Annotated in this window: 30 protein-coding genes; 12 read left to right on the forward strand and 18 right to left on the reverse strand. The window is 58.6% G+C overall.

From position 1 onward, the window contains the following. Positions 1–2 precede the first annotated feature (2 nt). The 10 genes from QOS90_RS18670 to QOS90_RS18715 all read right to left on the reverse strand — a co-directional run bounded on the left by QOS90_RS18670 (position 3) and on the right by QOS90_RS18715 (position 5729). On the reverse strand, positions 3–1589 hold the full coding sequence (locus QOS90_RS18670) for an ABC-F family ATPase (RefSeq protein WP_027594842.1): 1587 nt from the start codon (positions 1587–1589) through the stop codon (positions 3–5). Between the two features lie 20 nt (positions 1590–1609). After that, on the reverse strand, positions 1610–2803 hold the full coding sequence (locus QOS90_RS18675) for a tyrosine-type recombinase/integrase (protein ID WP_085273470.1): 1194 nt from the start codon (positions 2801–2803) through the stop codon (positions 1610–1612). A 212-nt stretch (positions 2804–3015) separates the two neighbouring features. Continuing rightward, positions 3016–3513, reverse strand: a complete 498-nt coding sequence (locus QOS90_RS18680; RefSeq protein WP_085273469.1) for a hypothetical protein — start codon at positions 3511–3513, stop codon at positions 3016–3018. Positions 3514–3564: 51 nt separating this feature from the next. Then, a complete protein-coding gene (locus QOS90_RS18685; RefSeq protein ID WP_085273468.1) occupies positions 3565–3876 on the reverse strand; it encodes a hypothetical protein in 312 nt (103 codons plus the stop codon). Positions 3877–3922: 46 nt separating this feature from the next. Continuing rightward, positions 3923–4150: a hypothetical protein gene (locus QOS90_RS18690; protein WP_085273467.1), complete on the reverse strand. Its 228-nt coding sequence runs from the start codon at positions 4148–4150 to the stop codon at positions 3923–3925. Further along, entirely contained in the window at positions 4147–4530 is a 384-nt protein-coding gene (locus QOS90_RS18695; RefSeq protein ID WP_085273466.1) for a phage protein NinX family protein, read from the reverse strand. The genes QOS90_RS18690 and QOS90_RS18695 overlap by 4 nt, the downstream gene beginning before the upstream one ends. Continuing rightward, positions 4527–4922, reverse strand: coding sequence for a hypothetical protein (locus tag QOS90_RS18700; RefSeq protein WP_085273465.1), 396 nt, complete (start codon positions 4920–4922; stop codon positions 4527–4529). Before QOS90_RS18700 ends, QOS90_RS18695 begins: the two co-directional genes overlap by 4 nt. Next, the gene (locus QOS90_RS18705) at positions 4919–5122 is read right to left on the reverse strand and encodes a hypothetical protein (RefSeq protein ID WP_085273464.1); all 204 of its coding nucleotides are present in this window, start codon (positions 5120–5122) and stop codon (positions 4919–4921) included. Before QOS90_RS18705 ends, QOS90_RS18700 begins: the two co-directional genes overlap by 4 nt. Further along, the gene (locus QOS90_RS18710) at positions 5119–5415 is read right to left on the reverse strand and encodes a hypothetical protein (RefSeq protein ID WP_085273463.1); all 297 of its coding nucleotides are present in this window, start codon (positions 5413–5415) and stop codon (positions 5119–5121) included. Before QOS90_RS18710 ends, QOS90_RS18705 begins: the two co-directional genes overlap by 4 nt. Next, positions 5412–5729, reverse strand: coding sequence for a hypothetical protein (locus tag QOS90_RS18715; RefSeq protein ID WP_085273462.1), 318 nt, complete (start codon positions 5727–5729; stop codon positions 5412–5414). The genes QOS90_RS18710 and QOS90_RS18715 overlap by 4 nt, the downstream gene beginning before the upstream one ends. Positions 5730–5910: 181 nt before the next feature. On the opposite strand from QOS90_RS18715, the gene QOS90_RS18720 reads away from it, so the two are divergent. Continuing rightward, complete coding sequence (locus QOS90_RS18720) at positions 5911–6213, forward strand: hypothetical protein (RefSeq protein ID WP_085273461.1); 303 nt, start codon at positions 5911–5913, stop codon at positions 6211–6213. Positions 6214–6253: 40 nt separating this feature from the next. On the opposite strand, the gene QOS90_RS18725 is transcribed toward QOS90_RS18720, so the two are convergent. Beyond that, on the reverse strand, positions 6254–6979 hold the full coding sequence (locus QOS90_RS18725; protein ID WP_085273460.1) for a hypothetical protein: 726 nt from the start codon (positions 6977–6979) through the stop codon (positions 6254–6256). Beyond that, complete coding sequence (locus tag QOS90_RS18730) at positions 6976–7845, reverse strand: hypothetical protein (protein WP_256577427.1); 870 nt, start codon at positions 7843–7845, stop codon at positions 6976–6978. The genes QOS90_RS18725 and QOS90_RS18730 overlap by 4 nt, the downstream gene beginning before the upstream one ends. A gap of 55 nt (positions 7846–7900) precedes the next feature. On the opposite strand from QOS90_RS18730, the gene QOS90_RS18735 reads away from it, so the two are divergent. From QOS90_RS18735 to QOS90_RS18745, 3 genes are all read left to right on the forward strand, one after another. Continuing rightward, positions 7901–8158, forward strand: a complete 258-nt coding sequence (locus QOS90_RS18735) for a hypothetical protein (protein ID WP_085273459.1) — start codon at positions 7901–7903, stop codon at positions 8156–8158. A 192-nt stretch (positions 8159–8350) separates the two neighbouring features. After that, a complete protein-coding gene (locus QOS90_RS18740; protein ID WP_085273458.1) occupies positions 8351–9391 on the forward strand; it encodes a GTP pyrophosphokinase in 1041 nt (346 codons plus the stop codon). A gap of 247 nt (positions 9392–9638) precedes the next feature. After that, on the forward strand, positions 9639–10760 hold the full coding sequence (locus tag QOS90_RS18745) for a hypothetical protein (protein ID WP_097151341.1): 1122 nt from the start codon (positions 9639–9641) through the stop codon (positions 10758–10760). Here QOS90_RS18745 and yejK read toward each other — a convergent pair whose 3' ends face one another. After that, positions 10761–11768, reverse strand: coding sequence for a nucleoid-associated protein YejK (yejK, locus tag QOS90_RS18750; RefSeq protein ID WP_085273456.1), 1008 nt, complete (start codon positions 11766–11768; stop codon positions 10761–10763). Between the two features lie 94 nt (positions 11769–11862). On the opposite strand from yejK, the gene QOS90_RS18755 reads away from it, so the two are divergent. After that, positions 11863–12108 carry a hypothetical protein gene (locus QOS90_RS18755; RefSeq protein ID WP_143491074.1) on the forward strand — a complete coding sequence of 82 codons (246 nt, stop codon included), beginning with the start codon at positions 11863–11865 and terminating at the stop codon, positions 12106–12108. A gap of 99 nt (positions 12109–12207) precedes the next feature. On the opposite strand, the gene QOS90_RS18760 is transcribed toward QOS90_RS18755, so the two are convergent. From QOS90_RS18760 to QOS90_RS18780, 5 genes are all read right to left on the reverse strand, one after another. After that, on the reverse strand, positions 12208–12753 hold the full coding sequence (locus tag QOS90_RS18760; RefSeq protein ID WP_085273454.1) for a hypothetical protein: 546 nt from the start codon (positions 12751–12753) through the stop codon (positions 12208–12210). After that, entirely contained in the window at positions 12750–13019 is a 270-nt protein-coding gene (locus QOS90_RS18765) for a hypothetical protein (RefSeq protein ID WP_085273453.1), read from the reverse strand. The genes QOS90_RS18760 and QOS90_RS18765 overlap by 4 nt, the downstream gene beginning before the upstream one ends. A 19-nt stretch (positions 13020–13038) precedes the next feature. Then, the gene (locus QOS90_RS18770) at positions 13039–13422 is read right to left on the reverse strand and encodes a response regulator transcription factor (RefSeq protein WP_085273452.1); all 384 of its coding nucleotides are present in this window, start codon (positions 13420–13422) and stop codon (positions 13039–13041) included. A 641-nt stretch (positions 13423–14063) separates the two neighbouring features. Beyond that, positions 14064–14312, reverse strand: a complete 249-nt coding sequence (locus QOS90_RS18775) for a DUF1654 domain-containing protein (protein ID WP_085273451.1) — start codon at positions 14310–14312, stop codon at positions 14064–14066. 166 nt (positions 14313–14478) lie between these two features. After that, positions 14479–15126, reverse strand: coding sequence for a LexA family protein (locus QOS90_RS18780; protein ID WP_085273450.1), 648 nt, complete (start codon positions 15124–15126; stop codon positions 14479–14481). A gap of 109 nt (positions 15127–15235) precedes the next feature. Here QOS90_RS18780 and QOS90_RS18785 point away from each other — a divergent pair, with 109 nt between their 5' ends. From QOS90_RS18785 to QOS90_RS18815, 7 genes are all read left to right on the forward strand, one after another. Beyond that, the gene (locus tag QOS90_RS18785) at positions 15236–15484 is read left to right on the forward strand and encodes a Cro/CI family transcriptional regulator (protein WP_085273449.1); all 249 of its coding nucleotides are present in this window, start codon (positions 15236–15238) and stop codon (positions 15482–15484) included. 253 nt (positions 15485–15737) lie between these two features. Continuing rightward, complete coding sequence (locus tag QOS90_RS18790) at positions 15738–16529, forward strand: replication protein (RefSeq protein ID WP_085273448.1); 792 nt, start codon at positions 15738–15740, stop codon at positions 16527–16529. Beyond that, a complete protein-coding gene (gene dnaB, locus QOS90_RS18795; protein WP_085273447.1) occupies positions 16522–17901 on the forward strand; it encodes a replicative DNA helicase in 1380 nt (459 codons plus the stop codon). The genes QOS90_RS18790 and dnaB overlap by 8 nt, the downstream gene beginning before the upstream one ends. Further along, positions 17898–18326 carry a VRR-NUC domain-containing protein gene (locus tag QOS90_RS18800; RefSeq protein ID WP_085273446.1) on the forward strand — a complete coding sequence of 143 codons (429 nt, stop codon included), beginning with the start codon at positions 17898–17900 and terminating at the stop codon, positions 18324–18326. Before dnaB ends, QOS90_RS18800 begins: the two co-directional genes overlap by 4 nt. Next, entirely contained in the window at positions 18323–19624 is a 1302-nt protein-coding gene (locus tag QOS90_RS18805; RefSeq protein WP_085273445.1) for a tyrosine-type recombinase/integrase, read from the forward strand. The genes QOS90_RS18800 and QOS90_RS18805 overlap by 4 nt, the downstream gene beginning before the upstream one ends. Beyond that, positions 19618–19821, forward strand: coding sequence for a hypothetical protein (locus QOS90_RS18810; RefSeq protein ID WP_085273444.1), 204 nt, complete (start codon positions 19618–19620; stop codon positions 19819–19821). Before QOS90_RS18805 ends, QOS90_RS18810 begins: the two co-directional genes overlap by 7 nt. Beyond that, positions 19818–20135: a hypothetical protein gene (locus QOS90_RS18815; RefSeq protein ID WP_085273443.1), complete on the forward strand. Its 318-nt coding sequence runs from the start codon at positions 19818–19820 to the stop codon at positions 20133–20135. Before QOS90_RS18810 ends, QOS90_RS18815 begins: the two co-directional genes overlap by 4 nt. Positions 20136–20141 lie beyond the last annotated feature (6 nt).

Genomic DNA, 20141 nt, shown 5'->3' on the forward strand with positions numbered 1-20141 from the left:
CATCAGACCACGACGCCCTGGCTACGCAGGTAGTCGTCATAGGTGCCGCTGAAGTCCACGACACCGTCCGGCGACAGCTCGATGATGCGGGTGGCCAGCGAGGACACGAACTCGCGGTCATGGCTGACGAACAGCAGCGTGCCTGGGTAGTTTTCCAGCGCCAGGTTCAGTGCTTCGATCGATTCCATGTCCAGGTGGTTGGTCGGTTCGTCCATCACCAGCACGTTCGGTTTTTGCAGGATCAGCTTGCCGAACAGCATGCGGCCTTGCTCACCACCGGAAATCACCTTCACCGACTTGAGGATCTCGTCGTTGGAGAACAGCATGCGCCCGAGGGTGCCGCGAATCACCTGCTCACCGGAGGTCCACTGGCCCATCCAGTCGAACAGGCTCAGGTCGTCCTCGAAGTCGTGGGCGTGGTCCTGGGCGTAGTAGCCCACTTCGGCGCTGTCGGTCCACTTCACCGAGCCCGCATCCGGGGTCATTTCGCCAACCAGGGTGCGCAGCAGGGTGGTCTTGCCGATACCGTTGGGGCCGATGATCGCAACGCGCTCGCCAGCTTCGACAGTGATGTCGAAGTTCTTGAACAGAACCTTGTCGTCGAAGGCCTTGGCCATTTTTTCGACCACGACGGCCTGACGGTGCAGCTTCTTGGTCTGCTCGAAGCGGATGAACGGGCTGACCCGGCTCGAGGGTTTGACCTCGGCCAGCTGGATCTTGTCGATCTGCTTGGCGCGCGAGGTGGCCTGCTTGGCCTTGGAGGCGTTGGCCGAGAAGCGGCTGACGAAGGTCTGCAGCTCGGCGATCTGGGCTTTCTTCTTGGCGTTGTCCGACAGCAACTGCTCGCGCGACTGGGTCGCGGCGGTCATGTACTCGTCGTAGTTGCCTGGGAACAGGCGCAGCTCACCGTAGTCCAGGTCGGCCATGTGAGTGCAAACGCTGTTCAGGAAGTGCCGGTCGTGGGAAATGATGATCATGGTGCTGTTGCGCGCCGTGAGGATCGTTTCCAGCCAGCGGATGGTGTTGATGTCCAGGTGGTTGGTCGGTTCGTCGAGCAGCAGCACGTCCGGGTCCGAGAACAACGCCTGGGCCAGCAGCACACGCAGCTTCCAGCCCGGTGCCACTTCGCTCATCGGGCCGAAGTGCTGGTCCAGCGGAATCCCCAGGCCCAGCAGCAGTTCACCGGCGCGCGATTCGGCGGTGTAACCGTCCATCTCGGCGAATTCGGTTTCCAGCTCGGCGACGGCCATGCCGTCTTCCTCGGTCATTTCTGGCAGCGAGTAGATACGATCGCGCTCGGCTTTGACCTTCCACAGCTGGCCGTGGCCCATGATCACCGTATCGATCACGGTGAATTCCTCGTAGGCGAACTGGTCCTGGCGCAGCTTGCCGAGGCGGGTGTTCGGCTCGAGCATGACCTGGCCACCGGACGGCTCCAGGTCGCCGCCGAGGATCTTCATGAAGGTCGACTTACCGCAACCGTTGGCGCCGATGAGGCCGTAGCGGTTGCCGTTGTTGAATTTGACGGAAACGTTTTCAAACAGCGGCTTGGAGCCGAACTGCATGGTGATGTTGGCGGTGGAGATCAAAGGGCTTACCTATCAGTAACTTACGACGCTGGGCTTTCAGCTGATACCGATTTGATACCAATCTTGAGTTTTTCCAGCTCGCTCCAGTCAGAGCTTGAGTTAAGCCAACGGGCATACGTCGACAGCAGCATCTGCACGCTGTGACCTAGCTGTTGGGCGATAAATGCGGGGTTGAGGCCGGACATTAAGCATATTGTCGCATAGGTGTGACGGCAGTTGTATGGGGGACGACGCCTGATCCCCAATTCATTGAGCACAGGCACCCACTGCTTGTGGAGGTCGGACGTCTGTTTCACGTACTCGGCGTTCTTCGATGGCGGGAACAGGAACGGGGTTTCGGTCACCGCCCCCTTACCATCTCTGCGGCGATCCGCGTATTGCCTGGCGAACTGGATAGCCCGTAAGGCCCTATCGTTCAGCAGCACGAAACGGTCCCGGCCGGTTTTCGTCCTTTCCTCCACCTCGCCCAGGGCGACGGTCCTCTTGACGTGCACCGTCTTTCTTCCCATATCGACCACATCCCACCGTACCGCCAATGCCTCCGACAGGCGGAGGCCAGTGAAGAACATGAACTCGAACAGAGCGGCATAGATCAGGCTAGGCCAGTGCTTGTGCTGATACAGCTTGTCGATGATGCTATTGGCTTCCGCCAGGCTGAATGGGTCGATCTCCTTCTTCGACCGCTTCGGCAGTTCGATCAGCTCGGCGGGGTTCTTGACTAGCAGGCCCTCCCGGGTCGCTGCCGCTAGGATCGTCGATAGTCGGGTAATCGCATTGCGCTTCACGTTTGCCGAGGTCCATTCGGTTTCAATGATGACGCGGCGGAGGAGATTGGTCGTGATCAGGTCGACACGGACCATGGCCAGCCGCGGTACCCAGTAGAGGTTCAGGGCGCTTTTGTAGTTGTTGTGCGTACCTTGAGTGATTTCGCGGCTGTCCAGCCAGAGCTGAGCATATTCGCCAAAAGTCGGCTTACCGCCGACCGCAGCTTGCGAGCTTGGGAACAGCTCGGCGTATTTGTCTGGATCAAGCAGCCCGAGCTTGTTGAGGCTGGTTACCTGATCGCGAAGGCTGGATGCAGCCTTGATCCCTTTTTGTGTCGGGGGATAGGGGAGCGTTTCGCATCGACGGATACCGTCCCATGTGAAACGAATGCGGAGGGAGTTGCGGAAGATTTCGACCCCACGGGGTAAACCCATTGGCTTTCCAGCCATTCGTCATACCTCTTTTTGCTGTAAATGATCCGGCCGCCGTGCTTCATCCAGACGCCCGCGGGAATCTTCCCATCCAGGCGTCGGTGTTCTAGGGAGCGTTTAGTGCAGCCGATGAGTTCGGCCATTCGCTGCTCAGTGACCTTGTCTACGTCACTGGTGCTCTCGATATCCATGGGATGGTCTCCACGCCGCCGGTGGCGGCAGGTTGGTAGTCAGGCGGGGATATTCGCTAGCGCCCCATCAGCGATGCTGATGGCTGCCTGGGCGCCGCTGACGTAGGCCGGGTCGAAGCCGCCGGCGTAGTGAATCACTCGCTGGCAGGAATCCAGCTCTTTGCGAACTAGGCGCAGCGCGTGCACCAGGTCTTCCTGCAGGGCGCCCTCGGCTCGGCCGATGTCCCAGAACTCCTGACCCCAATGCCCAGCAGGCGGAGGGTTGCTGTTCTGCTTGCCGAAAGCCATGGCTCCGAGGATTGCGTCACAGAGCAGGCGCTTGTAGATGTTCTCGCCATCTAGGCTCAGGCCGCCGCGACGGCGAAGAGTGCTCACGACCTCGTCGACGTTCAGGCCGCTGTCCTTGAGGACAATGTCGAGCTCCGGTTTGCCGGCGGTGTAGATCACCAGGGCTAACTTGGCATCGGGCCAGAGGTCGGCGGCCAGGCGCTCCAGGCAGTCGTTCGCGGTGTGGTGGAAGCGTTCTGTTGCGGACATAGGTCATCCTCGCCCGCGCATGTCGGCGGGCTTGAGTAGTAGGGGGAGGGGTTACTTGATGCGGTCGAAGAAGTTGCCGCCACGACGCTGATACGAGAGCCCCGACCAGCGGGAAGCGGCGCTGCCGGCCTGACGGATGCATACGGCATCCGCCGCATAGCCCACATGCAGAACTTCGTCGCCGGCGGCGCTGCTGAGCACGATCATGGCTGCGAGCGGTTCGTGCTCGACCTCGTTACCCTCGATGTGCTGGGCGATGGTCCGAAACCAATCGGCCAGCCTCTTGCGCTCGGCTTGGTTGGCCGCAACCTGGTTGTTGTGCACTCGGCGGGTGGTGGGGAACTGGAAAACTTCGGCTGTCATCTCGCCCCCCTGTAGATCAGGTAGGCCATGTACATCAGGGGCAGAATCATGGGCGCACCTCCGTGCCGGCGTCGCGGTCCTTCACCGAGAAGAGCTGATAGCCTTTGGGTGTGTTTTCCGGCGAACGGGCCGCTTCGACTACGGCCTTGATGTCGTCGGTCTCGAGATCATCCGAGTTTACGAAGAACGTGCGCCTGCCAGCCCTTGGGTTCGGATGCATGGCCATGGCAGGCGAAAATCCGATCACGCGGTATTCCATAATGAACACGGTCACGGCATCAGCTCCTTCGGCACCTGGACGGTATCGCCGAGCTTAGCTGCGACGATGGCGCGGCAAGCGGCGATTAGGTGGGTCAAGCCGTCCGCATCGCCTGTGGTGTCATCTAGCCCGGTGACGGCAAAGAATGAATCGGAGTACAGGCCAAAGCCGATGCGGTACTTCTGGACCAGCAGTCCGCCAAGCGCCCAGTCCTCCCAGGGGTTGTAGCGCTTGCTGTGCTCAATGACTTCGCCACGATAGGTTACGAACACGCGCCACCCGTTGCCGTAGATCGGAGCCTCCAGGTCGAGCTCCAGCCCCTCTGCCTTGCCCACGGCCCACCCCAGCGCCTCGCCGGCCAAGTCTGCCGTCTTCACTTCGATCAGCTCGGTCATGCGCGTCGCTCCTTCTGCTGCTCGGCCTCAATCTGTTTGTAGAGGGCGTCCACCCGCTTCTGCTTGCGGTTGATTGCCTCGGAGCGGCTCAGGTGTTCACGAAGTGCCTTGTCATATGGCTCGATCTTCTCGACCAGTCGAAGCCGTTCATTCGGATCTGTTGATGCGTTGAACTGCTTGGCCAGTTGATCGCGCTCGCCAAAGTCCAGGTGGTCAAGCGCTCGATTTTCCTTCTCCATTTCGGCAATGACGTCTGCCGATTGCCGCTTCCAGCGCAGGTACAGCACTTCGCTTTTCTTGGGCTTCATGAAGAAATGCTGAGACCGGATCCACTCAACCAAGTCTTCTTTGGTCATCTCGTCGAGCACGTCTTTGCGCGCGGCTTTGCTCACAGCTGATACCTCTCATCAATCCAGCGCCCAGGCGCCAGAGCGGGTGTAGGTTCGGGTTGGGTTTCGTGCGGGGAGAGCTGGCGCTCGTGATGGGTAACGCACGGCGCCGCCTGCTCGTCCTTGTGCTGGCTCATCCAAGAAGCGCCGATCAGTGCGCCGATGGCGCCGTATGTGAGAACTTCAATCAGCCAGCCGATCATGGCTGCACCTCGGCGTTGTAGCGCTTGTAGCCCTCGCCGAACTCCCAGCAGTAGGTCGCCGGCCATGCGCCTGGCGTGCCTTCCTCGACGAACACGTATCGGTGCGTAAACTCGCCCGAGCGATCAGGCACCGTCTTGCACCATTTGTGCTGCGGGCCGCCCAAGAACCAACCCGGGCATTCCTTCACGGCTTCAGCCATGAACACATCAAGGTCGTGATGGCCCTTGCTCATTGCGATGTAGGGGTTGCTGCCGACGCTCTGAACGTCCAGCGGATACTGTTTCAGCCTCATGGTTTCACCTCGCGGCGCGCCCACTGCACATGCGGGCCGTCTTCCGTGTCGAAGATGCCCATCAGGAACCACTCCGGGCCAGGCGATTCAGGCTCCCAGCCGTTGCAGTGGCCGGCGCCGTCGAAGTACGGGTGCTCAACCAAATCTGAATCCATATCCCAGGTTTTCAGCTCCAGGCCTTGCTCAGCTGCCCAGGCCTTGAAGGGAGCCGGGTCTTCCGTTCCGCCAAAGTCAGGGATGCCTGGATTGCACCACCACCCTTTTTCGTCGCGCGCAACAGGGGCCGGCTGGATCAATTGCTTTTCTTCAGGCATGACTTCGTCCTTGGCCGCCATATCGCGGCAGTTAGTTGTACAAAATATTGATTTTGTAGAGGTTATTGGGCCGGTGGTCCGATTCAGCTCACAGTTCGGCCTTTACCGGTTGTGCACTGGTACCGCTTCGCTATGGTGGTCTTTGGCCCTAAACAAAAAGACATCAGTCCTAGGAGGCGGCATGCGCATGCGCGGCGACGTTTATTGGCAGTGGTCGGACCCAACCCTGCACCACCGGGACCATGACGAAACTCTCGATGACGGTACGTTTATCGATGTGCAGGTCCGGCTGTCTCGCACGGGCAACACGCAGATGTTCATCGGCGTCTATGCGGCCGCTGGCGCTGCGATCCACGAGGAAGCTTTCGACTCCAGGCCAGGCGAATCGATGACCAGGGCATTGGCCTGGGGTGTAGGGCGTGCCCGCCGGATTGCCACCGAAGGCCTGGCTGCAACGGACAAGATTGCGGCCTGCTCGAAATAGAGGGGAGAGGGGTTACCGCTGGATGGAGTACAAATGTGCTCTACAGCGCAAGTTCAGTCTGTGGTTCGCGTTGCCAGATCGGTGAACTGGTGTGGGCCTCAATGCGATCAGCGATCACGCCGGCGCGCTGGCCGGCGGAGGGCGGTGTGTACATGCCGAATCGGCTGATGCTGCCACCATTCACCGCGGCGTTTGTGCTGTCAGCGGATGCCAGGGGCAGGCTTTGGAAGATCGCCGGGTCAAGCATTCGCAGGCCGTGCAGGCGGCAGATTGGGCGACCCTGGTCGTCGCAGATCGCATCCATCGCTGAGCCCATCCGCTTCCACCAAGCGCCGGTACCGGGTGATCGCCACTGCCCGGAACTGCCCAGGGCGACAGTTCGCCATGCCTTTGCCAGGCGCTCCAGCCGCTCGATCGACTCATGCATGTGCCAGACCGGCACGCCCGGCAGGTGGCCAGGCCATTGCTCGAGCAAGCGGTCGTTGGCTTCTTCGTCTCCGTCGATCACATCAGGGATCAATGCCCAGTCGAAGCCAGGGTGCCGGTGCCAGTCATCCACCCAGCGCATGTAGCCGTGAACGTCCACCTGGCCGCCTTTCTTCCAGACCGTAAACGCTCCGTTGTCGAAGACGAAGGACTGGCAGGCATCGGCGACGATGCCCATGTCGTCTTGGCGCGGGAACGGCACCAAGGCGTGCCGGCCGGCCAGCAGTCTTGCCGCATCCTGCCGCGTTCCGCCAATGGGCGTGCCGTGGTAATGGATCATCCGCTAAGCCTCGATGTTTTCAAATCGACCGGCGCGCTCGGCTCTGCGCTGGCGGATAGGGCGGCGTCTATGCTCGATCCCCATTCGCGTAGCAACTGTTCAGTAGGCATGACGCACCCATTGCAATGGTCGGCTATTTCACGCAGCAACTCCTCATGCTTGGCCAACTGGGCGCGCAGCTCAGCTATAACTGCGGCCTTCGTGTCGCGATCAGCCTCTGCGTCACGCCTCAAGCGCCACTGCTCGGCACGCTCGTTTTCGATACGCTCAACCTCGCCAGGATCGGCGGGCCGGAATACTGGGAAAGGCCCCTCATACAGATCAGGGTTTAGCCTCGCATCTCTTCGCGCAAGGCCTAGAGTGCCGGCAAGACTGCCCTTCAGGGTCTTGGCCATCCACGCCACCGGCTCGCCCTGGTGCTGCTCGTCAGGCTCGATGCCGGACATCGGCCCCAGGCCAATGATAGGCAGCCCAGTCGCCGCCGAATCCCGTTCTGCCTCTTCTTTGGTCCACCAGAAGGCAGTACCAACCATCCAGGCTATTGGCTCGGGGTGGGGCTGCGGGGCTCGCGCAGATGCAAGGTGATGCCAGCTATTTACTTCGAACTCTGCCGGGCGCAGGCCGAGGCGGGTGCCGCCCTCCATTACCGCTGTGACAGCGCCGTGGCTATTCGTCCACACGGGATAGGTTTGACCTGCCTTCGCAACTGGCGCATCGCCCTTGATGTAGGCGAGCCCGATGCCAGGCATAGGGTCGGAGGTGACGGTCTTCAGCATCCGGACCGTGCGCGGCACCCGATTTCCGAACGGGTAGCTGCCGCTGCGCTTATGGAGTGCAGGGCAATCGATTTGCTTTTCTGTGGGCATGAGAGATTCTCTGGCGCATGCTAAAGTGCCACCACTTACCAACGGAGGGTTAGAGATGGTCCATGTGGTTGAAGTTATTGCAGAGCTGAAGGCTGACGGATTCATTAACGTCGGACGTGGAACTCAAGGGCGCGTAATTCGTGCGGTTGGCGAAAAGCAGTTCGCGATCGAGGTTGATGACGTGGTGAAGGGGGTGGGCTTACCATCTGGTCTTTTTGAAACCCAAGAGGAAGCAAAAGCAGTTCTGCTCCAATTCTGGGAGGAGTGCAACGAAGCTCTTATGAATGAAATTTCGTGGACTAAGCTTCGCTAGGTTTTCCGAGATATGTAAGCCTCTCTCGCAGGGGAGGCGTTATCGTTGAATAGGGGAGGGGGCTTCCGGGGTTGTCACCAGTACAGAAACTAATGGCTATTTGCCGTGCTTTTGGTATCTAGACAGAAGAGCCTGAGGAAGCTGAACTAGACCTTTAGAAGTGTTCATTGTTATAGCTCAGGGAGCTCGTGCATGTCAGAAACTCAAACAAATATTCTGGAAGAGTATTCTAAAAGCCGGGACGTATATATGTCGTATGCCCGAACATTGACTGCTTTGCTTGAGCGATTGCTTGCAGTGAATTCCGTGCCGGTACATTCAATAAATTTTCGATGTAAAACTGTTGAGAGCCTTGCTGGCAAGGTGGCAAGGAAAGAGAAGTACAAGCATCTTCATGAAATTACGGATCTTGCTGGGGTTCGAATAATTACATTGTTTTCGTCCGATGTTGATGTTGTGGCTGAGCTTGTTGAGAGAGAGTTTGTTGTCGATCGTGTTAATTCAATTGATAAGAGGGTGGCTCTTGATCCTGATAGGTTCGGGTATCTATCTTTGCACTATGTTATTTCTCTGAATCAGTCTAGGGGTGAGCTTCAAGAGTACAGTGGGTTTGCGCCTCTCAAGCTGGAGTTGCAGATCCGCTCTATCCTTCAGCATACTTGGGCGGAAATTGAACATGACATAGGGTATAAAAGTGTTGCCGAAGTCCCTAAACAGATTCGCAGGCGTTTCTCGCGATTGGCGGGATTGCTGGAGCTTGCGGACCAAGAGTTTACTGGTATCCGCAGAGAGCTTGATGAGTACGCAGTTGAGGTGGATGATAATATACAGGAGCGGGCGGAAGAAATTCTACTTGATAAAGTGTCACTTCAAACATTTGTGGGATCCAATCAGCTTTGTGTGGAGTTAGATGGTTTAGTCGCGAAGATGCGCAATGCGAGGCAGCAAGAAACTCTTGTCAACGCGTCTCTACTTCTTGGGATGGAACTGGTTGGGGTGAAGACACTGGGTGCCGTTGAGAAAAACCTTGAGCTGTATAGGGGGGATATAATTCGGCGCGCTGAGGATGTTGCAGTTAATTCATCACCAGTAAAGCATGTTCAATACGGTATTTGCCTGTTTTTCTTGGTGCAAGTGATGGTAGCCAAAACGAAGGATCGGGGTCTTATTGATAAGTATGTCTTAGACAATGAGTGGGGGCAGCGTTTCGCTGATTATTTGATGGCTTTTTGATTTTCGAGCACACCGATGCGCTGGCTTGAGTGGTCCATGGTCACGCCGGGGTTCCGTTGACGATAATACAGTGCCGACCCAGGCACGCCGTGAATGCTAAACCTAGTCGCAGTTGTAGTTGCTCATGGCTTTCTCCATGCATTGTCCCGCTCACCATGGAGGGATGCGATCATGGAGGGATGCGATGTAGTGGCTTTTTGATAGAAGATAGGTTACATAGCGTTCACACATCCATTAGAGAAACCGTATGAAGTCAGAAGCCTCCTCTCTGGAAAGTCCTACATTGGAACTTGAAGCCAATCCCAAATTTTTTGCGACTAAGGACCATGGTGAGCTTGTCCGTAATGTACGCATCAAGTTAGGGGAGCAGATGACATTTTCCAAAGATGGGTTGGCACCGAAGGATCTCTTCGTTCTGGAAGGTATCCATATTTTTACCCAGGCAGTAGAGAATTCTCCGTCCGTGTTTGATGAGAGTTGTGCTTTCAATATCGAGAATATTGGTTCGCAATTGATGTCCAGGCTTGGAAGTGTGACTGAGCTGGACTACGCAAGTCGGGAGGAAGTATTCGCGATGTGTTACAGGTTTCTAATCGAGCTCCAGTTGTCAGTCTCCGTCCAGCTTTCTTCAGATTTGCATAAGGTCCTGCATGGAGTGCGTGATTTCGAATGGTCCGGTATGGCTGGTCTACAACTTCAATATGCTGAGCATCAGATGCTTATTGGGGTGGTTAAGAAATTTATACATCATCCAGGGATCTCTAGGCTTCGTGATCTTCCTGAAACCATCGAGCGTAGTGAAAAAGAGCGAGTTGCTTTAGAAGAGCAGATAAGCGGCAGAGAGTCGCGCATCGAAGCGCTAAATAAAAACCTACAAAAATATGAGTCTGCATTCAATTTTGTCGCATTGTACGACGGGTTTAAAGGTTTGCGAGGTCAGAAACGTCGCGAAAGCCTAATGGGCCTTTGCTGGATGGTGGTGCTGGGGGGGGTCATGATGGTCCCCTTTATCGGTAAATTGTATTTGGCATTCAAGCCCGTGGCAGGTGTTCAGGTCGATATATATACCTATATGTCATTGATTGGTTTGGAGTTGGTCTTGCTATTTTTGTTTAGAGTAGCACTTCATGGTTACCGAGCGGTTAAGGCGCAGCTGATACAAATCGATTTGCGGATGGCGCTGTGTCAGTTTATTCAAGGGTATGTGGAATATGCTGCACAGGTCCGAAAGAGTGACTCTCAGCTTCTTGAAAGATTTGAGCAGCTTATTTTTAGCGGTATTGTCACTAGCGAAGGCGCCATCCCCTCCACCTTTGATGGTTTTGAGCAGTTGGCAAGTTTGATATCCAAGATCAAGGATGCTAAATGATCATTCGGAGGCTGAGCGCCTTAGCTGTTGGACTAGCTGAGTGGGCAGGTTCTTGATTGTTAGGCTGGCGCTGGCCTGGTCGAACTCGACTCGCTCCCCAAGCAGGTGCGCTTCGAAGCTGATCGACATGCCTTCGGCCCGTCCGGTATAGCGGCGATACTGGTTGAGGGTTCGCTTGTCGGCGGCGAAGCTCTCGGCCATTCCGTAGTCGCCTGCCTGGATAAACTCGGCGAAGGTCTTTGGCCTTTCTTCGTCCAGCACCTCGGAAAGCTCGTCCAGGCAGACCGGCTCGCCAAGCTTGTCTTGCGCCTGGGCATATGCCACCAGGTGTTGGCTCTTCTCGCTGGCAGTGTCGTCGGACATGTCTTCGGCCTTCACGAAGTCGGCGAACGCCTTGAGCAGGGTTCGCGTTTCGCTTGGGCTGTCGATGCCTTCTTGGCAACCGATGAAGTCTCGGAAGTAGTCCGAGGCTTTGCGGCCGTTCTTGCTCTTGATGAACGATATGTACTGGCGCGATGCTGGGTTGTTTTTCCATTCGCTCAGGTTGATGCGGGCTGCTAAGTGCAGCGCGCTGGTATCCAGGTGGTTCGATACCGACAGGGTTAGGTCATCGGCAACCGAGATCGTCTCGACCTGACGCAGGATGGCGATCGTCAGGTAGTCGGTCAGCCCTTGCTGATACAGGGCGAACAGAACATGGCCGCCTGCCAGGTTTGATTCCTCCATGAGTCGCGTCAGGTGCTCCACTGCGGTGCGGGTGAAGTCGATGAACTGCATGTCGCCGCTGACGACCTTGGCCAGCCACCCGCTGAGAGGGTAGGCGCCGGATTCGCTGTGGAAGAATCCCCAGGCCTTGCCGGTCTTAGCGTTGTAGCCATCGTTTACGTCGTTCACCAGATTCTCGATGGCACCGCTTTCCGGCAGGCTGGCGCTGGCCATGTGCAGGGCCGCTGGGCTGCCGTCCGGCTTCTTGTCGATGAAGTGCATCACTGCGTGGTGAATGGGCATGGGTGTTCCTCCGTGGCCGTTTGGCGGCATGGTGGCAATTTGGTTTGTGATGGGGTATTACGGGTGCATAGGAAGGGGGATCGAGGGTGTCCAAATGAAACTGCTGAAAGAACTATTTAAAACTCCTGAGGTATTGGAGTTGGCTTCAGAACTCATCGAGCTCACGGCAGAGCTCGTGGAAGGCGCCTATATGGAGAAGGGGCATTCACTCCCTTCAACTTATTCGGGGGTCGTTCCGTATGGGCGAATCAAGAATGGAGGTGGACACGATCATCGCTACAACAAGGGCGAAGATAGAACTCCTGCCCAGAAGGAGGCGGATAAAAATCGACGCACTTGAAAGGTCTCCTTTCTCCATGGTCGCTACGGCTTAGGCCGCTTGGCGGCAGATTGATGTGCAGCTGGCGCCGGCCGTGCCGGACGCGCGCGGTTATGCGTTTCATGCTGTGTTGGCTTCTCGCTTTTCGGCGGTGGTCGGGAAGTTGATCTCGAACTCACGCAGCAGCCGCTTTAGCTGCTTGTCGGAGATCTTCATCAGGCGCACCACCTGATATCTGGTCATGCAGAGGTTGCGGTAGGCGATGATCTGATCCGCTTTGTCCCTGTCGGCCGCCGGGTCGCAGAGCTTCTTGCCCAGGTTGCCCTTGCCGCGCCTTGGATCTCGCTTGAATTTGAATTGGCCGTCCAAGGCGTAACGGCTCAGGCAGCTCAATGACAGGCCGGTGTATGCAGCGGCTTCGGCATAAGTCATGAGCTTCGCCAGCTCACGGACCTCTTCAATGCGCATCTGGCGTCTTTCAGTGCGGGTATTCAGCGGAGCGGCTTGCGCTCGTGCCGGCTCAAGATCACGGTGCGCGCGCCGCGGCACATAGCCTTTGGTCGGCAAGCTCTGCACATGGCCGCCGTCGAGAAAGAAGCTGTCAATGCTCGCATTGAGCTGGGCTAGCACTGCACTGCGCTGGTCTTGATTTGGGCTGCCGATCATTGAAGTCCGCCTCCCTTGCTCGCCGCACCTGCCTCCATCGCGTTAACAAAGCGCATGACGGCCCGATAGGTGAAGGCGTAGCCCTGAACGGCGCCAGTGGAGATCTCCACCACATCCCATTTTCCGTCCTTGCCCGATGCCTGGTACCGCGGTGCGGGCTGGTTGACCTTGGCGTGCGCCTCGGCCCTCACTGACTTACTGCGCTCGAGCAAGGCCGCGAGCACGGCAAGCTTCTGCTCGAAAGCAGGGTGCATTGCTGTCTGCATGGGATGATCCTCGGTAGGGTCAGGCGTGGTACTCGAAGGCCTCGGCCTTGCGAACGATTCGAACTTGTGCGGTGCGGCGCTCCGGCGCGCGACGATCGCGGCGCATGGGGTCGCTGTCGTTGATCACCGCATGCATTGCGATGAGGCCGGCGAGGGCGATGCAAAGCGGGCTGATGATCTGTTGACGCATGGCCTTGGTGACCGCCTCGATGCGTCGGCCAGCTTCCAACTTGAACAGTGCGGCCTCGATTCGGTTGGCCACTGTGCCAGGGCTGACCGCCATCTGGCGGGCGATTTCTTTGGTGGTGAGGCCTTGGGCCACCCACAGCAATGCTTCGAGCTCACGGGGAGCCAGCGCCTTGCCGAGCTGGCCAATCCATGACCCGCAAGTGATCGTTTCCATGAAGAGTCCTCGGTGGGCTGCATTGGTCGTGACGCTCGCTGCCGTCTACCTCCCGGACCAGGGGAGGGCGAACGTCACGACCAATGCAGTCGATAAGGTTGATGGCGGTGATGCTTAAGTGGCGTAAGGCGCACCACGGTGAGCTTTACGGAATTGGTGCCCCGGCCTCGCTGCTGGCGACAGGCCGGGGATGCTGCATCAGCGGTGATTCGTCGTTTCGGGTGGGCTACCGGGCTCTCCGGCCAATGCGCGGTGACATCGACGCCACAACTTGCCGCTGCCTGTCAGGGTTACGGGTGCAGCCTTCAGGCTTTCTGCACCTCACGGGTGAATCGCTACCTACTTCATGGCCAGGGTTCTCCTCTGTCCGTGGTTAATGGTTTGCCACCAAGATCCGAGGTCGATACGGCGTCGCTTAGGGAGGCTCCTGCCTATGAGCGTGCTAGCTACCTTTCCCACCTGGTGGTGTGTTGCGTCTGGTTGTGTAAAGAGCGGTGGCTGCCGTAGCTGCCTGCCGATGAAGCTCGGCGTTGAGTGAATTTAAGCAATCTGAAATTCATAGGTCAAGCATGCTGAATAAATATTTTCAGCAATCTGAAATTGGTAGGCAACAAAAAGCCCGCACGGGGCGGGCTGGTTCTTCAAATCTCGCTGAATTCTCGCCATCCAATACGGATCACCCCTGACTCCAGGTGCTCGACTCGAATACCCGTTGTCTGCTCCAGGTCGCTGAGGATCCTGGCCCAATCCGCAGTCGACTCATCTGGCGCCGGCGTGAGTTCAATAAACTGGCGCTTCTGCACATGAGGCGAAGCAACGGCCTGTTGGATTCGATATCCAAGGCGCTCATATGAGCGGGAGGGCGATTGCGAGAACGCGAGCGGTAACATCTTTGAAACTCCTTGTACTGTATGTGCATACAGTTATCCTGAGTCGCTCAGTTTTTCAAGTCTTTCGATGATCAGCTCACCCCAACCTGCAAAAAATTGGCGCATATCGGTTCGTGCAGGCATAAAAAAGCCCAGCTCAAGGCCGGGCTTTCGTCGATCAAATTCCTTAGAGCTTCATCATTGCGCGAACGACTACGCCAACGATGCGACAACCTTCCGCACACATCTCAATTGGATATGCAGGGTTCAGAGGCTTGAGAAATCTCCTGCCTCCATCCTCGACCAGCTTCTTGAAGGTGGCTTCATTGCTGTCAGCGAGCTTGGCCACGACCAGCTTGCCTGGAATTGCATCTGCTTCGGTGTCCACTAGGATCATCATCCCTTCGGTGATGCTGGTTCCTACCGGAGAAGTCATGGAATCGCCTTTGACCTCCAGCCAAAATGCAACACCCTTTGAGTCGTAGTCGGATACTTCATACCGATCCGAAAACCCCGGGGGGAAAGGCTCAACAGCTTCAGCCCAGGCTCCTGCGGCCACCCAGCTGATCACCGGGTATCGAAATGACATCTTTGGCTGCGGGATGGCCTCAACGTTGCTTTCCTCGACCTCAGGCCCCTCACCGATGGCCAGCCATTCAGCGCGGAACCCAGTCGCTTTAGCGAGGGCATACAGATTCTCGGGCCTGAGGCTTTTGCTCTCTCCAGAGATCCATTGGGTAACGGCTGAGTTTGCGACGCCGCAAGCGGCCGCAATTTCGCCCTTCTTCATGCCGCTGACCGCAATGGCCTTGGCTATTCGCTCGTGTCTTTCCATGCGATGAGTTTAAGTTAACTGAATTTAAGTATGCAGTTCGCTGAATGGTCTCGTTGACTATGCGTCTTCAGCATGCTGAAATTCACGAACGCACCATCGAGGAAGCGCAATGAAGACGCGTGACGCCGCTAAACATTTCGGCAGCAAGAAGAAGCTCGCCGACGCGCTGGGTATCCAGCCCAGCGCAGTAACCATGTGGGGTGAGGTCGTTCCGATCTCTCGCCAGTACCAACTCCAAATTCTCTCGGGCGGAGCACTCATGGCAGATGCCAAATCATCACCCGAAGAGTGCGGTAAGTCTGACAAGGCTGGCGTTGCGCCAGTAGATGACCGAAACACCTGCGAATCCATCCAGTAGCGGAATCGCAGGCGAAAAAAAACCGCCTGGCAGGGCGGCTTTCTCTACAGCAAGTAACGAGGTTGATTATGCACTCAGCAACGGATGCTAGCAACACCGCACCATTGTTCGCTTCACACCTGAAATCCTTCCACCAATCCGCCGCACTCAATGCCGCGCGAATGATTCGCCTCCAGTACGCAGCCACCTCGAAAGCTGCGCTCCGCCGGGAGTGCGTCGAGCATCTGCGGGCATCGCTGTGCGGAGGTGGCGCGTGAGCACCGTCACCCCAATCCAATCGAAAAGCGGATTCACCCGTATGGACAACGACCTGTACGAGGCCCTGATCGGGGCTGAGCTGTCAGGCCGCGAGCTTCGTGTCGCCCTGGCAATCCACCGTCAAACCGCTGGCTACAACCAAGAGAGCGCTTGCATCGCGGCGTCGTACATCGCCCAAATGTCCGGCATTCGTCGTGAGGACGTATCCCGCGCAATATCCGAGCTGCTTCGCCAAGGCGTGATTCATCGCGAAGGCGGGAGCCGCAGCCCGATCGGTTTTGCTCCAGTCGGCGAGTGGAAGATCGACAAGAAAAACACTCACCCGAACAAGCCAAAAGAAGTGCCACAGTGTGGCGTTTCTGACACGTCCAATGTGGCGTTCTTACCACACAATAAAGACAGAAATACAAATACTACTCCTGACGGAGTAGTCGGCGACGGCAAGGGTCAGCCAGCCAAGGCAAAACCTGTTCGCCCGAAACCAGCGATGGGGTCTTGCCCGTACCAGGCCATTGTCGACCTGTACCACAAGGCGCTGCCAGCGCTGCCAGCCGTGGCAATCCTCAACGAAAACCGTAAGCGAACCCTCCAGGCCCGCTGGCGGGAAAGCGATGTGCATCGCGATCTCGGCTTCTGGGCTGATTACTTCTTCCAGGTCAGCACCTCTGATTTTCTGATGGGCAAGGTCGAAGGCCGGAATGGCTCGAAGTCGTTCCGTGCGACCTTCGACTGGCTGATCGCCCCGTCCAACTTCGTGAAGGTGGTGGAGGGCAACTACCATGCGTGAACCCTACAACGTTGATGCCGAGCACGGCCTGTTGGGCGCCATGCTGCAGCGCCCTGAACTGATCGACACCCTGTCCGACGACCTTACCCCAGAGTCATTTTACTTCGCCGAGAACGCCGAAGTGTTCCGGGGGATCATGGCGATGCGCGCTGCTGGCAAAGCCGTGGATATGTTGACCGTGGCCGACTACATCGGCGTTTTGGACAATGGCGACCGTGCCCTGGGCCACTGCGCGTCCCTGGTCCACAACACGCCGAGCGTAGCAAGCGCCGGTACTTACGCCGTTATCGTCCGTGAGCGGGCCATCGAGCGCGCCCTGTACGCACTTAGCGACCGTACCCTGGAGATCGTGCAGGGTAGCGGTGATATTCAGGACAAGATCGCGGCCGTGCAGGCGGCGGCCATGGGCATCGACGCTGGCGGTGATGGTGATGAGGTCGTGAAGGCTGCCGACCTGATGGCCGACCAACTGGAGGTGTGGCAGGAACGTCACGACCGGCTGTCACGCGGCGAGACGCTGATTGGCCTGTCGACCGGCTTGTCCGATCTGGACCAGAAGCTGGGCGGCCTGCAGCCCGAGCAGCTGATCATCGTGGCGGGTCGCCCGGCCATGGGCAAAACCACCCTGGCCATGGGCTTCGTGCTGGACGCGGTGGTGCGCCAGAAGAAGTCCGGCCTGGTCATCAGTCTGGAGATGAGCAAAGTCCAGTTGATAGACCGCGCCGTCGCCGCCGAAGGCCGTGTCCCGCTCAACTTGATCAAGAATGGGTCTGCCTGTGAGTCGCATGGCGCTGAGCTCTGTGCTGCAGCGGCCAAGCTGAAGCACGCCAACCTCTTCATCGCCGACCGCGCCGCCGCCACTGTCGGCCGTATCCGTTCGCTGGCTCGCCGGCACAAGATGCGGTACGGCCTGGACATTCTGATGATCGACTACCTGCAGCTGATGGACGGCGAGGGCGGCAACCGTACTGAAGCGGTCAGCAGCATCAGTCGTGGCTGCAAGCTGCTGGCCCGCGAGCTGGGCATTCCAGTCGTGCTGCTGAGTCAGCTCTCCCGCAAGTGCGAGGAACGCCCGAACAAACGCCCGGTGAACTCGGACCTTCGAGAGTCGGGCGCCATCGAGCAAGACGCCGACGTGATCCTCTTCGTGTACCGCGACGAGGTCTACCACGAAAACAGCGAGTTCAAGGGCGTCGCTGAGATCATTGTCGGCAAGGGCCGCGACATCGAAACCGGCATCGTCCGCGCAGCCTTCCTCGGCCAATACAACCGATTCGAAACCCTCTCGGCCAGCTGGCAGCCGCCGGCCAAGGCCCCAAGCCAATCCGAGCGGCCATTGTCGGCCCGCTACGCACGCAAGGAAGTCGCATGACAGCACCCGCCCTTCGCCCGTTCAAGGCCAAAGCGGCTCGCGCCAAGCCCGTCGACCGGGAAGGGCAGGAGCAGGCCGCGCTGATGAAAGAGCTCCAGTTGCGCTACCCGCAGGCGTACAAGCTGATCTACCACGTGCCGAACGGCGGGCACCGAATCAAGGCCGTGGCTGCCAAGCTCAAGGGGCAGGGCGTCAAGGCTGGCGTGCCCGACCTGGTGCTGCCGATGGCCCGCGGCGGGTATTTCGGCCTGTACATCGAGTTCAAGGCCATGCCGCCGTTCGATGCGCCGGTGTCACCCAGCCAGGACGCCTACCTGCATGCGCTCGGTGACCAGGGTTACTTGGCCATCGTGTGCCGCGGCAACATCGACGCCGTCGAAGCCATCCGGGCCTATCTGCTGCAGCCCGCCACGGTGGCCGCATGAGCGCGACCCGTGAAGTGAAGCTGAGCGAGGCCGAAGTGCGCCGCCAGGCCGCCGACAAGTCGGTGCGCGACTTGCGCGACCCGCGTCACCCGGGCCTGTACCTGCGCTTCTGGAGCAACCGCGAGCGCGGCACTTGGCATTTGGTACGTGGCAAGAAGTGGGTACCGATCGCTCGCTGGCCTGACTTGGGCGTGGCGGCGGTGCTGGCCGAGCTGCCCGCGCTTCGTCAGCGCCTGATGCGCAGCCCGGCCACCGCGCCGGTTGCCTCGGGCATGGCCAACGTGGGTCAGCTGCTCGACTGGTACGGTAACCGCATGGCTCGCGACCGCTCGTTGTCGGCGAAGCGCAAGGCCGGCGCCCGTTCCGCCATCGCCCAGCACCTGAAGCCGCGGCTCGATGACCTGGCCCTGGCCGAGGTGACTGCCGACGCGCTGGACAAGCAGCTGATGTGGCCGTGCCAGGCCGAGTTGTCGCTGTCCTATCTGCGGCAGATGTTCGCGCTGCTGCTGACCGCCTTCCGCCAGGCGCAGCAGCTTGGCCTGATCGACCGCAACCCGATGGCGGGGATGCGCTTCAACGACTTCACCAAGGCCAAGATCATGCCCAAGGCTGCCCGCCTGCGTGATGTGCAACTGCCCGAACTGATGCAGCAGCTGGCCCAGGCCTTCGACGCGGCCCCGGGTGACGCCATGCTGGCCCTGATGATGCTGGCCCACGGCACCCGTATCGGTGAGACCCGAATGGCGCGCTGGAGTGAGATCTCGCTGGCAGCGGCCGAGTGGTTCATCCCGGCAGCGAACACCAAGACCCGCACCGAGCACCGACTGCCACTGACTGCCCAGGTCGAGGCGCTGCTGGTGCGGTACCGGGCAATTCAGCAGGGTCAGGGCTACGAGGGTGTGTACCTGTTCCCAAACCGTCGCGGCCTGTCGCTGAGCGAGACCCAGGCCAGTGCCGTGTTCACCCGCCTGGGGCAGGGCGAGTGGACCAGCCACGACCTGCGCAAGGTGTCCCGCAGCACTTGGACTGACCTCGGTATCGACGGGCACATCGGCGAGATGCTGCTAAACCACACGCTGGGCAAGATCGCCAGCACCTACATCCACACCCAAGCCATGCAGCAGCGCCGGGTTGCCCTGGAGAAGTGGCATGCGTGGCTTGATCAGGTTGGCTTCGTGGCCATCCACCGCCTTACCAAGGCCTTATCTGAAAATTCGCAGAATTCGCCGCAGGCCACAGCAGGCGTAGCGTCGAGCGACCTTACCGCATTTGTAATTAGCGAGGATTCGAAATGCTGATTGAGCTCTGCAAGCGCACGCGCCTCGCCGTCAATCCTGACGATGTCAGCTCAGTGTTCTTGGTGAGCAGCAACGGCTATCGGGAGCTGGAGGTGAAGATGCGTACTGGTGACGCGTACCGGGTTCGCCACCAGCCCGAGTGCCTGGATGGCGACGATATCTACCAGGTGCACAAGCAACTGATGGAGGCCCAATGAGGAAGACTCACGGCCCAGCCTTCAAGAAGGCCGTGATCGAGTTGGGCAAGTGCCCTTTGTGCCGTGGGAGAGCGGTCACTCAGGGCCTGTTTCACGAACTGCCATGCGACCACTGCAACGCCTCGGGCTGGGTAGCGGCTGCAACTGGCGAGGCCCTGGCCCTGGATGAACTGGTGACCCAGCTCAGCCTGAAGCTGCAGGCCGCGACACGGCAGGTCGAGCAGTTGAAGAACCCTCAGGCATCCGGGCCTGAGGCTACATATCAGGGAAGCAACCGGCGCGGCGCTGGCGGCACCAACTACACCGGCGATTGAGGGGGA

The sequence above is a fragment of the Pseudomonas sp. LAIL14HWK12:I10 genome (assembly GCF_900184205.1).
GTDB lineage: Bacteria > Pseudomonadota > Gammaproteobacteria > Pseudomonadales > Pseudomonadaceae > Aquipseudomonas > Aquipseudomonas kermanshahensis.

Excerpts from the sequence above, each read along its gene's own strand:
- QOS90_RS18735 (WP_085273459.1), top strand. The coding sequence starts at position 7,901 with ATGGTCCATGTGGTTGAAGTTATTGCAGAGCTGAAGGCTGACGGATTC.
- QOS90_RS18740 (WP_085273458.1), top strand. The coding sequence starts at position 8,351 with ATGTCAGAAACTCAAACAAATATTCTGGAAGAGTATTCTAAAAGCCGG.
- yejK (WP_085273456.1), bottom strand. The coding sequence starts at position 11,768 with ATGCCCATTCACCACGCAGTGATGCACTTCATCGACAAGAAGCCGGAC.
- QOS90_RS18675 (WP_085273470.1), bottom strand. The coding sequence starts at position 2,803 with ATGGCTGGAAAGCCAATGGGTTTACCCCGTGGGGTCGAAATCTTCCGC.
- QOS90_RS18725 (WP_085273460.1), bottom strand. The coding sequence starts at position 6,979 with ATGATCCATTACCACGGCACGCCCATTGGCGGAACGCGGCAGGATGCG.
- QOS90_RS18765 (WP_085273453.1), bottom strand. The coding sequence starts at position 13,019 with ATGCAGACAGCAATGCACCCTGCTTTCGAGCAGAAGCTTGCCGTGCTC.
- QOS90_RS18800 (WP_085273446.1), top strand. The coding sequence starts at position 17,898 with ATGACAGCACCCGCCCTTCGCCCGTTCAAGGCCAAAGCGGCTCGCGCC.
- QOS90_RS18805 (WP_085273445.1), top strand. The coding sequence starts at position 18,323 with ATGAGCGCGACCCGTGAAGTGAAGCTGAGCGAGGCCGAAGTGCGCCGC.
- QOS90_RS18785 (WP_085273449.1), top strand. The coding sequence starts at position 15,236 with ATGAAGACGCGTGACGCCGCTAAACATTTCGGCAGCAAGAAGAAGCTC.
- QOS90_RS18770 (WP_085273452.1), bottom strand. The coding sequence starts at position 13,422 with ATGGAAACGATCACTTGCGGGTCATGGATTGGCCAGCTCGGCAAGGCG.
- QOS90_RS18710 (WP_085273463.1), bottom strand. The coding sequence starts at position 5,415 with ATGAGGCTGAAACAGTATCCGCTGGACGTTCAGAGCGTCGGCAGCAAC.
- QOS90_RS18745 (WP_097151341.1), top strand. The coding sequence starts at position 9,639 with ATGAAGTCAGAAGCCTCCTCTCTGGAAAGTCCTACATTGGAACTTGAA.
- QOS90_RS18695 (WP_085273466.1), bottom strand. The coding sequence starts at position 4,530 with ATGACCGAGCTGATCGAAGTGAAGACGGCAGACTTGGCCGGCGAGGCG.
- QOS90_RS18775 (WP_085273451.1), bottom strand. The coding sequence starts at position 14,312 with ATGTTACCGCTCGCGTTCTCGCAATCGCCCTCCCGCTCATATGAGCGC.
- QOS90_RS18715 (WP_085273462.1), bottom strand. The coding sequence starts at position 5,729 with ATGCCTGAAGAAAAGCAATTGATCCAGCCGGCCCCTGTTGCGCGCGAC.
- QOS90_RS18815 (WP_085273443.1), top strand. The coding sequence starts at position 19,818 with ATGAGGAAGACTCACGGCCCAGCCTTCAAGAAGGCCGTGATCGAGTTG.
- dnaB (WP_085273447.1), top strand. The coding sequence starts at position 16,522 with ATGCGTGAACCCTACAACGTTGATGCCGAGCACGGCCTGTTGGGCGCC.
- QOS90_RS18810 (WP_085273444.1), top strand. The coding sequence starts at position 19,618 with ATGCTGATTGAGCTCTGCAAGCGCACGCGCCTCGCCGTCAATCCTGAC.
- QOS90_RS18685 (WP_085273468.1), bottom strand. The coding sequence starts at position 3,876 with ATGACAGCCGAAGTTTTCCAGTTCCCCACCACCCGCCGAGTGCACAAC.
- QOS90_RS18730 (WP_256577427.1), bottom strand. The coding sequence starts at position 7,845 with ATGCCCACAGAAAAGCAAATCGATTGCCCTGCACTCCATAAGCGCAGC.
- QOS90_RS18705 (WP_085273464.1), bottom strand. The coding sequence starts at position 5,122 with ATGATCGGCTGGCTGATTGAAGTTCTCACATACGGCGCCATCGGCGCA.
- QOS90_RS18755 (WP_143491074.1), top strand. The coding sequence starts at position 11,863 with ATGAAACTGCTGAAAGAACTATTTAAAACTCCTGAGGTATTGGAGTTG.
- QOS90_RS18720 (WP_085273461.1), top strand. The coding sequence starts at position 5,911 with ATGCGCATGCGCGGCGACGTTTATTGGCAGTGGTCGGACCCAACCCTG.
- QOS90_RS18780 (WP_085273450.1), bottom strand. The coding sequence starts at position 15,126 with ATGGAAAGACACGAGCGAATAGCCAAGGCCATTGCGGTCAGCGGCATG.
- QOS90_RS18760 (WP_085273454.1), bottom strand. The coding sequence starts at position 12,753 with ATGATCGGCAGCCCAAATCAAGACCAGCGCAGTGCAGTGCTAGCCCAG.
- QOS90_RS18680 (WP_085273469.1), bottom strand. The coding sequence starts at position 3,513 with ATGTCCGCAACAGAACGCTTCCACCACACCGCGAACGACTGCCTGGAG.